The 13226-nt window shown below is 70.4% G+C and carries 12 protein-coding genes; 10 read left to right on the forward strand and 2 right to left on the reverse strand.

Annotation, left to right across the window (positions count from 1 at the left end; translation table 11 throughout):
- Positions 1-2: 2 nt before the first annotated feature.
- A complete protein-coding gene (locus AB6A66_RS05080; protein ID WP_371055028.1) occupies positions 3-1055 on the reverse strand; it encodes a cytochrome-c peroxidase in 1053 nt (350 codons plus the stop codon).
- Positions 1056-1343: 288 nt separating this feature from the next.
- Here AB6A66_RS05080 and AB6A66_RS05085 point away from each other — a divergent pair, with 288 nt between their 5' ends.
- The gene (locus AB6A66_RS05085) at positions 1344-2594 is read left to right on the forward strand and encodes a Coenzyme F420 hydrogenase/dehydrogenase, beta subunit C-terminal domain (RefSeq protein WP_371055029.1); all 1251 of its coding nucleotides are present in this window, start codon (positions 1344-1346) and stop codon (positions 2592-2594) included.
- On the opposite strand, the gene AB6A66_RS05090 is transcribed toward AB6A66_RS05085, so the two are convergent.
- Positions 2591-3667 carry a Hint domain-containing protein gene (locus AB6A66_RS05090; RefSeq protein WP_371055030.1) on the reverse strand — a complete coding sequence of 359 codons (1077 nt, stop codon included), beginning with the start codon at positions 3665-3667 and terminating at the stop codon, positions 2591-2593. The two genes, AB6A66_RS05085 and AB6A66_RS05090, sit on opposite strands and share 4 nt — an antisense overlap.
- A 319-nt stretch (positions 3668-3986) precedes the next feature.
- Between AB6A66_RS05090 and AB6A66_RS05095 the strand changes: the two genes are divergently transcribed.
- From AB6A66_RS05095 to mnmH, 9 genes are all read left to right on the forward strand, one after another.
- Positions 3987-5039, forward strand: a complete 1053-nt coding sequence (locus tag AB6A66_RS05095; protein ID WP_371037417.1) for a TRAP transporter substrate-binding protein — start codon at positions 3987-3989, stop codon at positions 5037-5039.
- 80 nt (positions 5040-5119) lie between these two features.
- Positions 5120-5701, forward strand: a complete 582-nt coding sequence (locus tag AB6A66_RS05100) for a TRAP transporter small permease (protein WP_371055031.1) — start codon at positions 5120-5122, stop codon at positions 5699-5701.
- Positions 5698-7014 (forward strand): TRAP transporter large permease, encoded by a 1317-nt coding sequence (locus AB6A66_RS05105; protein WP_371055032.1) that lies wholly within the window; start codon positions 5698-5700, stop codon positions 7012-7014. Before AB6A66_RS05100 ends, AB6A66_RS05105 begins: the two co-directional genes overlap by 4 nt.
- Before the next feature lie 95 nt (positions 7015-7109).
- Complete coding sequence (locus tag AB6A66_RS05110) at positions 7110-7877, forward strand: crotonase/enoyl-CoA hydratase family protein (RefSeq protein ID WP_371055033.1); 768 nt, start codon at positions 7110-7112, stop codon at positions 7875-7877.
- Positions 7878-7888: 11 nt separating this feature from the next.
- Positions 7889-8368 carry a MarR family winged helix-turn-helix transcriptional regulator gene (locus AB6A66_RS05115; RefSeq protein WP_371037421.1) on the forward strand — a complete coding sequence of 160 codons (480 nt, stop codon included), beginning with the start codon at positions 7889-7891 and terminating at the stop codon, positions 8366-8368.
- Complete coding sequence (locus tag AB6A66_RS05120; protein WP_371055034.1) at positions 8355-10175, forward strand: AMP-binding protein; 1821 nt, start codon at positions 8355-8357, stop codon at positions 10173-10175. The genes AB6A66_RS05115 and AB6A66_RS05120 overlap by 14 nt, the downstream gene beginning before the upstream one ends.
- Complete coding sequence (locus AB6A66_RS05125; protein ID WP_371055035.1) at positions 10172-11044, forward strand: amidohydrolase family protein; 873 nt, start codon at positions 10172-10174, stop codon at positions 11042-11044. Before AB6A66_RS05120 ends, AB6A66_RS05125 begins: the two co-directional genes overlap by 4 nt.
- A gap of 77 nt (positions 11045-11121) precedes the next feature.
- Positions 11122-12165, forward strand: coding sequence for an aldo/keto reductase (locus tag AB6A66_RS05130; protein ID WP_371055036.1), 1044 nt, complete (start codon positions 11122-11124; stop codon positions 12163-12165).
- Positions 12166-12167: 2 nt separating this feature from the next.
- Positions 12168-13211 carry a tRNA 2-selenouridine(34) synthase MnmH gene (mnmH, locus tag AB6A66_RS05135; protein WP_371055037.1) on the forward strand — a complete coding sequence of 348 codons (1044 nt, stop codon included), beginning with the start codon at positions 12168-12170 and terminating at the stop codon, positions 13209-13211.
- Positions 13212-13226: the final 15 nt, after the last annotated feature.

The following is a 13226-nucleotide window of genomic DNA, read 5'->3' on the forward strand; positions in this document are numbered from 1 at the left end:
GGTCAGTTCGGCAGCACTTCGCCGGTCGGGCGCGGCGTGTCGGCGGTTTCCGCCGGCAGGATCGGGTAGGTGATCTCCGGCATGTCGCCGGTCAGCGAGCCCAGGAACGCGGTGATCGCGTCGATCTCCTGTTCGTCGAGGTCCGCGCCGAGCTGCGAGCTCGCCATGATGTCGACGGCGGTGCGCAGATCCCAGACCACCCCGGAATGGAAGTAGGGGGCCGTGACCGCGATGTTGCGCAGCGGCGAGGCGCGGAAGACGTATTCGTCCACCGCCGTCTCGGTCACGGTGAAACGGCCCTTGTCGCCCACGGGCAGGATGTCGGCGCCGGGCTTCTCGACGAGGCCGAAGGGATAGTAGCCGTTGCCGCCGAGGTTCACGCCGTTGTGGCAGCTCGCGCAGCCCGCCTCGAGGAAGAGCTCCAGGCCCTGCGTCTCCTCCGCGTCGAGCGCGTTGTCGTCTCCGTTCAGCCAGGCGTCGAAGCGCGACGGCGTGATGAGCGTGGCCTCGAACGCCTCGATCGCCTTCGCGAAATTGTCGAAGGTCACGGGATCGCCCTCGCCCGGGAAGGACGCGTCGAACCAGTCGACGTATTGGGGCATCGAGTTGAGCGTCGCGAGCACGTTGTCGGGCGTGTTCGCCATCTCCACCCCAGCCTGCACCGGCCCCTTCGCCTGCTCGGCGAGGTCGGGCGCGCGTCCGTCCCAGAACTGCGCCTCGTTGAACACCGCGTTGAGAACGGTGGGCGAGTTGCGCGGCCCCTTCTGCCAGCCATGCCCGATCGAGACGGGCATGTTGTCGTCCCCGCCCGTTGCGAGGTTGTGGCAGGAGTTGCATGAAAACACGCCTGAGGCCGACATCCGCGGATCGAAGAACAGCGCCTTGCCGAGCTCGATCTTCTCCGGCGTGACGATGTTGTCCTCGAGCGCGGGAATCGTCGCCGGCACCGGGCTGAACATCTCGAGCGCCCAATCACGGAGCTCGTTCTGGGCCAGCGCGGGGCTCGCCACGGCAAGGGCGGCGGTTCCAGCCAGCAGGGCGGTCAGGGATCTCATGGAAGCCTCCTTCTGAGAGTCGCACGTTTCCCGCTTATTCTCGACGACACCGCGCGCGCCGCCTTGATCAAGGTCAATGAAATCCGGAATATCCCGGCATGCCATGGCGTTGCCGCGCCGCGGCAACGCCGGCGCGGCCAAGCGGCGCGCGGCCGCTGGAGGCGGCCGGATATCCCGAAGCCGTCCCGGGTCGGCGCAATGCGGAAAACCGCGCGGCGCCGATGTGTCACATGAACTTGACACATCGGGCGTCAGCGGCGACCCTGCCCGGGACAGCCGGAGCCGCGCATGACCCTTCACTCTCCCGATGTCGCCCCAGCAAAGGGGCTGGACGCGCCAGAGATCGGCGGCGCGCCCCGGCCCGGCCTCTGCACCGACTGCGGCGTCTCGCGCATGGGCGACGGGCGGGCCTGCGGCCGGGCATGCCAGTTCATCCGCCCGGACTACCCCTCCCTCGAACGCGCGGCACACGGCCGCGCCGCGGATCCCGACCGGGGCGAGGAAGCCTTCTTCGGCGTCTCCCGGCGCATGCTGCGCGCGCGCCTCGACCCGCCCGCGGATGGCGCGCAATGGACGGGGCTGACCACCGCGATCGCCGCGGAGCTGCTGCGCGCGGGCGCCGTGGACGCGGTGCTGACCGTGGCGCCGCATCCGGACGACCGCTGGACGCCGCTGCCGGTGATCGTGACCGAGCCCGAGGCCCTCGCGAACTGCCGCGGCATGCGCATGGGCTACGCGCCCACGCTGGCCCTGCTGGAGCCCGCGCGCGCCGCGGGGCACCGGCGCATCGCGATGATCGGGATCCCGTGCCAGGTTTACGCGCTTCGCGCGCTCGAGGTCGAACTCGGGCTCGAGCGGCTTTACGTCATCGGCACGCCCTGCTCCGACAACACGACGACCGAGAATTTCCACGGCTTCCTGGCGCGCCTCGACGACCGGCCCGAGACAATCAGCTACCTGGAATTCCGCGCGGATTACCGGGTGGAGCTGCGCTTCGACGACGGGCGGAAGCCGCGCTTCATCCCGTTCCTGAAACTGCCGCTCTCGGACCTGCCGGCGGATTTCTTCCCGATGACCTGCAAGACCTGCGTCGACTACACCAACCGGCTGGCCGACGTGACGGTAGGCTACATGGGCGGCGACGGCGACCAGTGGGTGATCGCCCGGAACGCGCGCGGCGAGGAGATGCTGGCCGCCCTGGGCGGGCGTCTCGCCACGCGCCCGCTGACCGACAAGGGCAAGCGCGAGGCGGCGGTGAAGGGTTTCCTGGCCAACACGGAGCGCGCGGCGGGCGGGCTGCCGCTGCGCCGGATGCCGAACTGGGTGCGGCCCATCGTGGCGTGGCTCCAGCCGCGCATCGGCCCACGCGGGCTGGAGTTCGCGCGCGCACGCATCGAGATGAAGGCCATCGAGACGGTGCTGCACCTGCGCCGCGCCCATCCCGCGAAGGTGAAGAACATGGTCCCCGGCCATGTCTGGCGGCTTGCCGCGCGCTACGGCCTCGCGCCCGCGCCCGACGAACGCCGGGAGGACGGCTAGGCCGCCTCGCGCAGCATGATCCGCGCCTCCGGCCCAGAGAGCGCGCGCCGCGCATGCGGGCCGTACAGCGCCGGATCCTCCGCGATCTCGGGCATCGCCGCCAGAAGCCGCGCCCGGTCCCCGGCGTCGAGCGTTTCGAGCGACGCGCCGGCGGGATGGAAGCTCTCGGTCTCGACGCCGTTGGCCCAGAGCACTTCGTGGCGCGGCAGAAGCAGGTGGATGTAGGTCACCTCCGGCACGTCCAGATCCACGCGCACGCCGCGCCCGCCGACGAGGTCGCGCGCCGCGACCAGGACCTCCGGCTCGTCGTAGAGCGCCCGTGCCACCGGCCCGCGCAGAACCACGCGATGCCCCGGCGAGACCAGCAGCGCGCCGTCCGGACGATCCTCGCCCAGCGCGCCCGGCCCGATCCGGACGGGACGAAGATCCGGCATGGCGAAGAGACGCGCGCCGCTCATCCGGCGGCTGCCCACCCACAGCACCTCCTGCCCGCCGTCGTCCTTGGTCTGGACCCGGTCGCCGGGATGCAACGTCTCGACCCGGCGCGGGCCGTCGGGCGTGGCGATGACGGTGCCCGGAGTGAAGCAGATGACGTTCGTTCCCGCCATCAGCCCCTCGGGCATGGCCGGCCGGGCGAGGCAATGGTCCACGACCCAGAGGTCGGTCCCCCGGGGCGGTGTCGCGCCCGCGAACATCAGAAGCGGTCGCGCGCCCTCGCCCGGTTCGATCAGCGTGACGGTGAAGCGCCGCGCGCCGTCGGTCACGACGAAGCTCTGGTCGGGAAGAAAGCTCTGGTCGGGAAGGCTGCCGGATCGTGCCGCGCCCGCGGGCGCGCCGTCGATCGCCGCGGCGACGAGCCCGCGGACCAGGCGCGCGGCCCGGCGGCGCGCCGCCTCGGGACACCCGTCGCCGCCCGGCGGCAGAAGCCCATCGGGGCTTTCCACGCAGACGGGATCGCCGTGCCATCTCCAGACCGCGCCCACCTCGAGCGCCGCGACCGGCGCGGCGTCGAGCCCGTCGACCTCCGTCTGCGCCCAGGAAATCAAGAAGGTTCCGTGAAGATCGGACCTCATGCCTGTCTGCCTGCCCTGCCCGTTTTGCCTTTACGCGGAAACTAGCAGGAGACCCGGCCGCGAGAAAGCCGCCGGCGCGAAAACCACGCGAATTCCGCCGCTTGATGTGAAATCCTCACACCACTCACAGGTTTCTGCACGCGTTGGTTGCAGCACATGCCCCGCGCACCAAGCCTTGCGTGCACCACCGTCTCGGGCGGCAACGGTTATCCCGCATAACTTTTTCGAGCGCGGTGCCAGAAAAGGGGGTGCAAGACCGGAGCGACCTGCTAGAAATCCGCCGAGGTCACGCATGATGGGGAGGAGACCACACATGACCATGACACGCAGAACCCTGTTCGGCGCCGCCGGGGCCGCGGCGCTTGCGCTCGGGGTGGCCGGCGCGGCCGCCGCGCAGGAGGTAACGCTGCGCCTGCACCAGTTCCTGCCGCCACAGGCCAACGTGCCCAAGCTCGTGCTCGATGTCTGGGCCGACAGCGTCGAGGAAGACTCCGACGGCCGCATCAAGGTGGAGCGCTACCCGTCCATGCAGCTTGGCGGCAGCCCGCCGGAGCTGATCGACCAGGCCATCGACGGCGTCGCCGACGTGGTCTGGACGGTGGTGGGCTACACGCCCGGCCGCTTCCCGCGCACCGAGGTGTTCGAACTGCCCTTCATGATGACGAACGCCCGCGCGGCCAGCCGCGCCTACTGGGAGATGTTCGAGGAGCACATGAAGGACACCGAGTTCCGGAACGTCCACATCCTCGGCACCTGGGTGCACGGCCCCGGCATGCTGCACGTCAACAAGGAGGTGCGCACGCCCGAGGACATGCAGGGCCTGAAGATCCGTGGCGGGTCGCGCACGGTCAACGACCTGCTGGAGCGGATGGGCGCGACCCCGATCGGCATGCCCGTGCCCGCGATCCCCGAGGGCCTCTCCAAGGGCGTGATCGACGGCACGACCATCCCGTGGGAGGTGACCACCGCGCTCAAGGTGCCGGAACTCGTGGAGTATCACACCGAGTTCGAGGGCAATGCGCTTTACACGCTCACCTTCGTACTGGCGATGAACAAGGACCGCTACGAAGGCCTGCCCGACGACCTCAAGCAGGTGATCGACGAGAATTCGGGGCTCGAGTTCTCGATCTTCGCCGGTGGCACGCAGGCCGATGCCGACGGGCCGGCCCGCCAGGTCGCCGTCGATCGCGGCAACACCATTATCACCGTGTCCGAAGAGGGGACCGAGGAGTGGCGGGCCCTCGCGGACCCGATCTACGAGGCCTGGGTCGCCGACATGGAGAGCAAGGGCATCGACGGCCAGGCACTGCTCGACGAGGCACGCTCCAAGATCGAGGAGTACACGCCCCTCTACGAAACCGGGACGAACTGACCGGCTGACGTCCCCGGCGGCGCCCCGCGCGGGCGCCGCCCTTCGCCCTCGGAACCCCGGAAAAGCGAGACGAGACCACCATGTACGGTATGGTGAACAGGCTTGCGCGCATCATGGCGCTGACAGGCGGCGTGATGCTGATGGCGCTCGTGATCATGACCTGCGTGTCGATCGCGGGGCGCGTGACGAACGGCGTGCTGCACGCCGACTGGGTGGAGGCCGTCGCGGGCGGCGCGGCGCGCTGGCTCATCGACGCGGGCGTGGGGCCCGTGAACGGCGATTTCGAGATCCTCGAGGCGGGCGTCGCCTTCGCGATCTTCTCGTTCCTGCCGATCTGCCAGCTTTACGGGGCGCATGCGACCGTGGACGTCTTCACGTCGTTCCTGTCGGATCGGGCGAACCGCATCATCGCCGCCTTCTGGGAGTTGGTGCTGACCGGGGCCATCATTCTCATCAGCTGGCGCCTCTTCGAGGGGTTCCTCGACCGGTACGAGAACGGCCAGACCTCCTGGCTGCTCCAGTTCCCGATGTGGTGGTCCTACCTCGCAAGCTGGATCGCCTCGGCGGTGGCTGCCGCGGTCGGCCTCTATTGCGCCGCGGCGCGGGTGGGCGAAAGCCTGACCGGGCGCCGCATCCTGCCGGCCGGAGGGACGGTCGAATGAGCATGCTCGAACTGGGCTTCCTGTCCTTCCCGATCCTGCTTCTGATGATCTTCCTGCGGGCGCCGATCGGGCTCGCCATGCTGCTCTGCGGCATCGGGGGGCTCTGGCTCGCGCTCGGCGCGCCGAACATGTTCCTGTCGAAACTGAAGAGCGAGACCTACAGCACCTTCTCGAACTACTCGCTCACGATCATCCCGATGTTCCTGCTGATGGGGCAGTTCGCCACCGTTTCGGGGATGTCGAAGGCGCTTTTCAAGGCGGCCGAGGCGTTCCTCGGCCACAGGAAGGGCGGCGTCGCGATGGCCGCGGTGGGCGCCTGCGCGGGCTTCGGCGCGATCTGCGGCTCCTCGCTCGCCACCGCGGCCACCATGAGCCGCGTCGCCCTGCCCGAACTCAAGCGCTACGGCTACTCGGGCGGCTTCTCCACCGCCACGCTCGCGGCCGGCGGCACGCTCGGCATCCTGATCCCGCCCTCGGTCATCCTCGTGATCTACGCGATCCTGACCGAGCAGAACATCGCCAAGCTTTTCCTCGCCGCCTTCATCCCGGGCGTCCTCGCTGCCGCAGGCTACATGATCGCCATCTCGATCTACGCCCGGCTCCATCCCGATTCGGTCGGCGCGCGCGAACCCGTGCCGTGGGACGAGCGGATGCGCGCGCTGGTCGATGTCTGGCCGGTGCTGATCGTCTTCCTGCTGGTGGTGGGCGGCATCTACCTTGGCTGGTTCACCCCCACCGAGGGCGCCGCGGTGGGCGCCGCCGGAACCGGGGTCATCGCGCTGCTGTCGGGCAACATGAGCTGGGCGCTCTTCCGCGAGAGCATCATCGCCACCGCGACCTCCACCGCGATGATCTTCTTCATCGTGCTCGGCGCCGGGTTCTACAACTCGTTCCTGGCGCTCACGCAGGTGCCGCAGGAGCTGTCCGCGATGGTGCTCGAACAGGGCTTCGCGCCGCTGACGGTGCTCATCGTGATCCTGTTCTTCTATCTGCTGTTCGGCTGCGTGATGGACTCGCTGTCGATGATCCTGCTGACCGTGCCGATCTTCTTCCCCGTCATCACCGCGCTCGATTTCGGGCTCACCCCCGAGCAGGTGGCGATCTGGTTCGGCATCCTCGTGCTGATCGTGGTCGAGGTCGGGCTGATCACGCCACCCGTAGGCATGAACCTTTTCATCATCAACAACATGGACCGCGAGACTCCGATGGCAGCGACCTACCGCAGCGTTCTCTACTTCATCGCGTCCGACGTGGTGCGGGTGGCGATCCTCGTGGCGTTCCCGGCGATCACGCTCTTCCTCATCCCCGCCTGACGGGGCCACCCGCGTGGCCCTACCCGGGCTGCGCCTCTTTGCGCCAAGGTAGTTATCGGTCATAACAGTCACAAAACACGGGAGCCGAACCGCCCATGTCCGAGCCGATCCTCACAGTCGAGACCGACGGCCCCGTCGCCACCCTCACCATGAACCGGCCCGAAAAGCGCAATGCGATGAACGACGCGCTGCTCGACGCGCTCGACGCCTTCTTCTCGGCCCCGCCGCCGGGCGTGCGGGTCGCGGTGCTGTCCGGGCGCGGCGGGCATTACTGCGCGGGCCTCGATCTATCCGAGCACGCAGAGCGTGACGCCGAGGCGACGCTCCTGCACTCGCGCGGATGGCACGCGGCTCTCGACCGCGTTCAGTTCGGCGGGCTGCCCGTGGTCTCGGCCATGGCCGGCGCGGTGATCGGCGGCGGGCTGGAACTCGCCACGGCAACCCATGTGCGGGTTGCCGACGCCACGGCGCGGTTCCAGCTGCCCGAAGGGCGGCGCGGCATCTTCGTGGGCGGCGGCGCGAGCGTAAGGGTGGGCCGGATCCTCGGCCCCGACCGCATGACCGAGATGATGCTGACCGGGCGGAGCTACGGCGCCGAAGAGGGGCTCTCCCTCGGGCTGGCGCACTATGTCGTGGAGGAGGGCGCGGCGCTCGCCCACGCGCAGGAGCTCGCGCACCGGATCGCCGGGAACGCGCAACTCTCGAACTACATCGTGATCCAGGCGCTCGCGCGCATCGGCGACATGTCGCGGGGCGACGGGCTGTTCACGGAAAGCCTCGCCACCGCGATCGCCCAGACCAGCCCCGACGCGCGGGAGGGCCTCGCCGCCTTCCTCGATAAGCGCGCCCCGCGCTTCCGCTGAGGCCCGCCCCGATGCCGCGCCGCGCCGACACGATCCCGCCCCCCGCCGAGACACGGGTCTCGGATGCGGGCCTGCGCGTCTTCATCGGCTATCACATGCGCCGGGCCATGGCCGCGCTCCAGGCCGACCTTGCCGACACGCTGGCGCCCTTCGGGCTGCGGATGATCCCGTTCTCGGTGCTCGTCCTGATCGTGGACAACCCCGGTCTCCGGCCCTCCCAGATCGCCGAGGCGCTCGCCATCGAGCGGTCCAACCTCGTCTCGCTGATCGACGGGCTGGCGCGCGAGGGGCTCGTGGTCCGTCAGCCGGTCGCGGGCGACCGCCGCGCCCACGCCCTGAGCGCCACGGCGCGCGGCGCCGCGCTTTGCGCCCGGGCGCGCGCGGCCGTCGCCCAGCACGACGCGCGAATGAGCGCGGGCCTCGACGAGACCACCCGCACGCGGCTGATCGGGTTTCTGAACAGGGTGGAAAACTCCGATGGACGCGGCTGACCGCTACCGCCCACACGCCATCGCGCGGGAGGCGCGGTCCGACGACGGCGTGATCCTGCGCTCGCAGGTGCCGCTCGGCCTGGTGGCGCGTCGCAGTCCGGACTGGCTGATGCACTGGGCCGCCGAGGCGCCGGGCCGCGTTTTCGTGGCCGAACGCTCGGGCGCGGGGTGGCGCGCGGAACGCTACGCCGCCGCGCTCGAGAAGGCGCGCGCCATCGCCGCGGCGCTCATCGGGCGGGGGCTATCGACCGAGACGCCGATCCTCATTCTGTCGGGCAACGGGGTGGACCACGCGCTTCTGACGCTTGGCGCGCAATACGCGGGCATCCCCACGGTTCCGGTGGCCGAGCAATACGCCCTGATCCCGGGCGCGCACCGCCGCCTCCGCCACGTCGTCGAGCTCACGCGGCCCGCCCTCGCCTTCACGGAGGACGCCGACGCGGTGGCCGAGGCGCTGGCGCTCGACGCCTTCGCGGGCCTCGAGATCGTGGCGTCGCGTCCCGGCGACACTGGCGCCACGCCCTTCGACGCGCTGCTCTCGGGCGACGCCGGCGCGGATGCCGAGGCGGCGCTGGCCAGGGTGGGGCCGGAGACGGTGGCGAAGATCCTGATGACCTCGGGCTCCTCTTCCGCGCCCAAGGGCGTGCCCACCACCCAGCGGATGATGTGCGTGAACCAGGCGCAGATCGCCGCCGTCCTGCCCTTCCTCGCGGCGCGCCCGCCGGTGATCCTGGACTGGCTGCCCTGGAACCACGTCTTCGGCGGCTCGCACAACTTCAACATGATGCTCGCCAACGGCGGCAGCCTCTACATCGACGACGGCAAGCCGCTTCCGGGGCACTTCCCCCGCACGCTCGAGAACATGGCGCTGGTGACCGGCACGATGGCCTTCAACGTGCCCGTGGGCTACGCGATGCTGGCCGAGGCGCTGCGGGCGGACGCCGGGCTGCGGCGGCGCTTCTTCGACGGGCTCGACATGATTTTCTACGCGGGCGCAGCCCTGCCGCCCGAGGTCTGGCGCGCGCTGGAGGAGATGGCGGCCGCCGAGCGCGCGGCGCCGCTCATCACGACGAGCTGGGGACTGACAGAGACGGCCCCCGCGGCACTCATCCGCCACGAGCCGCCCGGGCAGCCGGGGGTCGTCGGCGTGCCCGTGCCGGGGCTCGAGGCGAAGCTCGTGCCGGCCGGGAACGGACGCCACGAGATCCGCGTGCGCGGGCCGAACGTCTTCGCGGGGTATCTCGACGACCCCGACAAGACGGCGGATGCCTTCGACACGGAGGGCTTCTTCCGCACCGGAGACGCGGTGCGCTTCGCGGAGGAGGAAGCCCCCTCCGTGGGCCTCGCCTTCGACGGGCGGATGTCCGAGGAGTTCAAGCTCGACACCGGGACATGGGTGCGCAGCGCCGAGCTCCGCCTCGCCGCGCTCGGCGCGCTCGCGCCGCTGGCCGCGGACGTGGTGCTCTGCGGCGAGGGCCGCCACGAGCTGGGGCTGATGATCTTCCCCGACCGGGGCGCGCTCGCGCGCGCGGGGCTCGACGCCGAGGAGACCGGCGGCGCCCTCGTCGCGCCCGCGCTCTCGCAGGCCGTGGCCACGCGCCTCGCCGCCCTGTCCGCCACCGGCTCGGCCAACCGGATCGCGCGTGCCGTCGTTCTTTCCGCCCCGCCCGACATGGGCGCGGGCGAGATCACCGCCAAGGGCAACCTGAACACCCGCGCCGTGCAGGCCGTGCGGGCGGAGATGCTCGACCGGCTTTACGACGACGCCGACCCGGCCTGCATCCTGATCGGAAGGGACATGCCGTGATCGACCTCGACAAGATCCGCGCCATCGACATCCATACCCACGCCGAGGAGCCCTGCGGGAGCCATCCTGACGACGGCTACGACGCGCTGCAGGCGACCATGGCGCAGTATTTCCGCGCGCCCTGGTCCCATCCGCCCACCGTGCCCGAGACCGCCGAGCACTACCGCGCGCAGGGAATCGCCGCCGTGATCTTCCCCGTGGATGCCGAGCGGGAGACCGGCTACCGCCGCTACGCGAACGAGGAAGTGGCCGAGATCGCAGCGGAGTACGACGATGTCCTGATCCCCTTCGCCTCGATCGACCCCTGGAAGGGCAAGGCCGGGCTGCGCGAGGCGCGGCGGCTGATCGAGAACTTCGGCATCCGGGGCTTCAAGTTCCATCCCACGATGCAGGGCTTCTACCCCAACGACCGCATGGCCTTTCCGCTCTACGAGGCGATCGCCGAGGCGGGGGCCATCGCGCTCTTCCACACCGGCCAGACGGGCGTGGGCTCCGGCATGCGCGGGGGCAACGGGATGCGGCTCAAGTATTCGAACCCGATGCATCTCGACGACGTGGCGGTGGATTTCCCCGAGATGACGATCATCGCCGCGCATCCCTCCTTCCCCTGGCAGGAGGAGGCGCTCGCCGTGGCGCAGCACAAGCCCAACGTCTACATCGACCTTTCCGGTTGGTCGCCGAGGTATTTCCCGGACATCCTCGTGCGCTACTGCAACTCGATCCTGAAGAAGAAGGTGCTCTTCGGGTCGGACTGGCCGATGATCACGCCCGAGCGCTGGCTCGCCGATTTCGAGAAGATCGCCATCAAGGACGAGATCCGGCCCGACATCCTCAAGGGGAACGCCGCGCGCCTCCTCGGGCTGTCCTGAGCCTGTCGCGGCCGGCGCCCTTGCGCCCGCGCGCCCCGCCGCTAGGGTGCGCGCCAGCCTGACAAGGAGACCGCCCCATGAGGATGAGACCGCTCGGCCGCACCGGCCTCGAGGTGAGCGAGCTGTGCCTCGGCACCATGACCTTCGGCACGCAGACCCCGCCCGAGGACGCCCACGCCCAGATGGAGCGCGCCCGCGAGGCCGGCGTCAACTTCCTCGACACCGCCGAGATGTACCCGGTGAACCCGGTCCGCGCCGAGACCGTGGGCCGGAGCGAGGAGATCATCGGAAACTGGTTCGCGAAGACCGGCCGGCGCGACGAGTGGGTCCTGGCCACCAAGCATTCCGGCGAGGGGCTGAAGGCCGTGCGCGACGGCGCGCCGATTTCCTCGAAGACCATCCCGGAGACGGTGGAGGGCTCGCTGCGGCGGCTGCGCACCGACGTGATCGACCTCTACCAGTTCCACTGGCCCAACCGCGGCTCCTACATGTTCCGCCAGAACTGGCGCTACGACCCCTCGGACCAGGACCGCGCCGAGACGATCGCCCACATGGAGGACGCGCTCGAGGCGCTGGAGCGGCAGGTGGAGAAGGGCAACATCCGCTTCTTCGGCCTCTCGAACGAAAGTGCCTGGGGCACCTGCCAGTGGCTCCGCCTCGCCGAAGAGCGCGGGCGGCCCCGGGTGCAGACCATCCAGAACGAGTATTCGCTGCTCTGCCGGCTTTACGACACCGACCTCGCGGAGCTCTCCGCCAACGAGGACGTGCATCTCCTGCCCTTCTCGCCGCTGGGTGCCGGGTTCCTCACCGGCAAGTACCAGGGCGGCGCGGTGCCCGAGGGATCGCGCATGTCGCTCAACGCCGGGATGGGCGGGCGGAAGAGCCCGCGCGTCTTCGAGGCGGTCGCCGCCTATCTCGAGATCGCCAGCCGCTTCGGGCTCGACCCGGTGCAGATGGCGCTCGCCTGGGCAGCCAGGCGGCCCTTCGTGGCCTCGGCGATCTTCGGCGCGACGACGCTCGCCCAGCTCGAGCACGCGCTCGGCGCGGCGGAGGTGACGCTGTCCGACGCGCTGCTGGAGGCGATCGACGAGGCGCACCGCGACCACCCGATGCCCTACTGAGCGTGGCGCTGGAGCTGACATCCCTTGCCGCGCTGGCGGCCCTCGACGTGGACGAGATCATCGACGTCCGCTCGCCCTCGGAATACGCCGAGGATCACCTGCCGGGCGCGGTCAACCTGCCGGTGCTGTCGGACGAGGAGCGCGCGCGCGTCGGCACCATCTACGTGCAGCAGGACCGCTTTCTCGCCCGCAAGGTCGGCGCGGCACTGGTCGCGCGGAACGCCGCGCATCATCTCGAGGGCCCGCTCGCCGGCAAGGATGGCGGCTGGCGGCCGCTCGTCTATTGCTGGCGGGGCGGGCAGCGTTCGGGAAGCTTCGCCTCGATCCTCGAGCAGGTGGGCTGGCGGGTGTCGCTTCTGAAGGGCGGCTACCGAAGCTATCGCCGGCTGGTGGTGCGGGCGCTCTACGACGCCCCCTTCCCCGCCCCGGTGGTGCTGGTGGACGGGATGACCGGCACCGCCAAGACCTGGATGCTCGCCCATCTCGCCAAGGCGGGCGCGCAGGTGATCGACCTCGAGGGGCTGGCCAAGCATCGCGGCTCCGTCTTCGGCGCGCGGCCCGGCGGTCAGCCCTCCCAGAAGATGTTCGAATCGCGCCTGGCCGCAGAGGTCGCGGCGCTCGACCCCGCGCGGCCGGTTTTCGTCGAGGCCGAAAGCGCCAAGGTGGGCGAACGCATCGTGCCGCCCGCCCTCTGGGCGGCGATGAAAGCCGCGCCCCATGTCCGCCTGGAAGCCCCGCTCGCGGCGCGGTCGGATTACCTGACAACGGCCTATGCCGATCTGCTGGAGGACGCCGAGGCGCTCGAGGAGGTGATCGGAAAGCTCGTGCCCTATCACGGGCGCGAGACCTGCGCGCGCTGGCAGGAGATGGCCCGCGCGGGCGCCTTCCGGGACCTCGCCGCCGAGCTCGTCACCCGGCACTACGATCCGCGCTACGCGAAATCGGCCGCGCATCGGGGCGCGCCGCGGGCGGTCATCCCGATGGAGCGGCTCGACGAGGCGCGCCTCGCCGAGGGGGCGCGGCGGATCCTCGCCGCGATCGCCTGAGGCGCGGCGCGGCGG

The sequence above is a fragment of the Rhodosalinus sp. K401 genome, from assembly GCF_041365735.1.
Classification (GTDB): domain Bacteria; phylum Pseudomonadota; class Alphaproteobacteria; order Rhodobacterales; family Rhodobacteraceae; genus Rhodosalinus.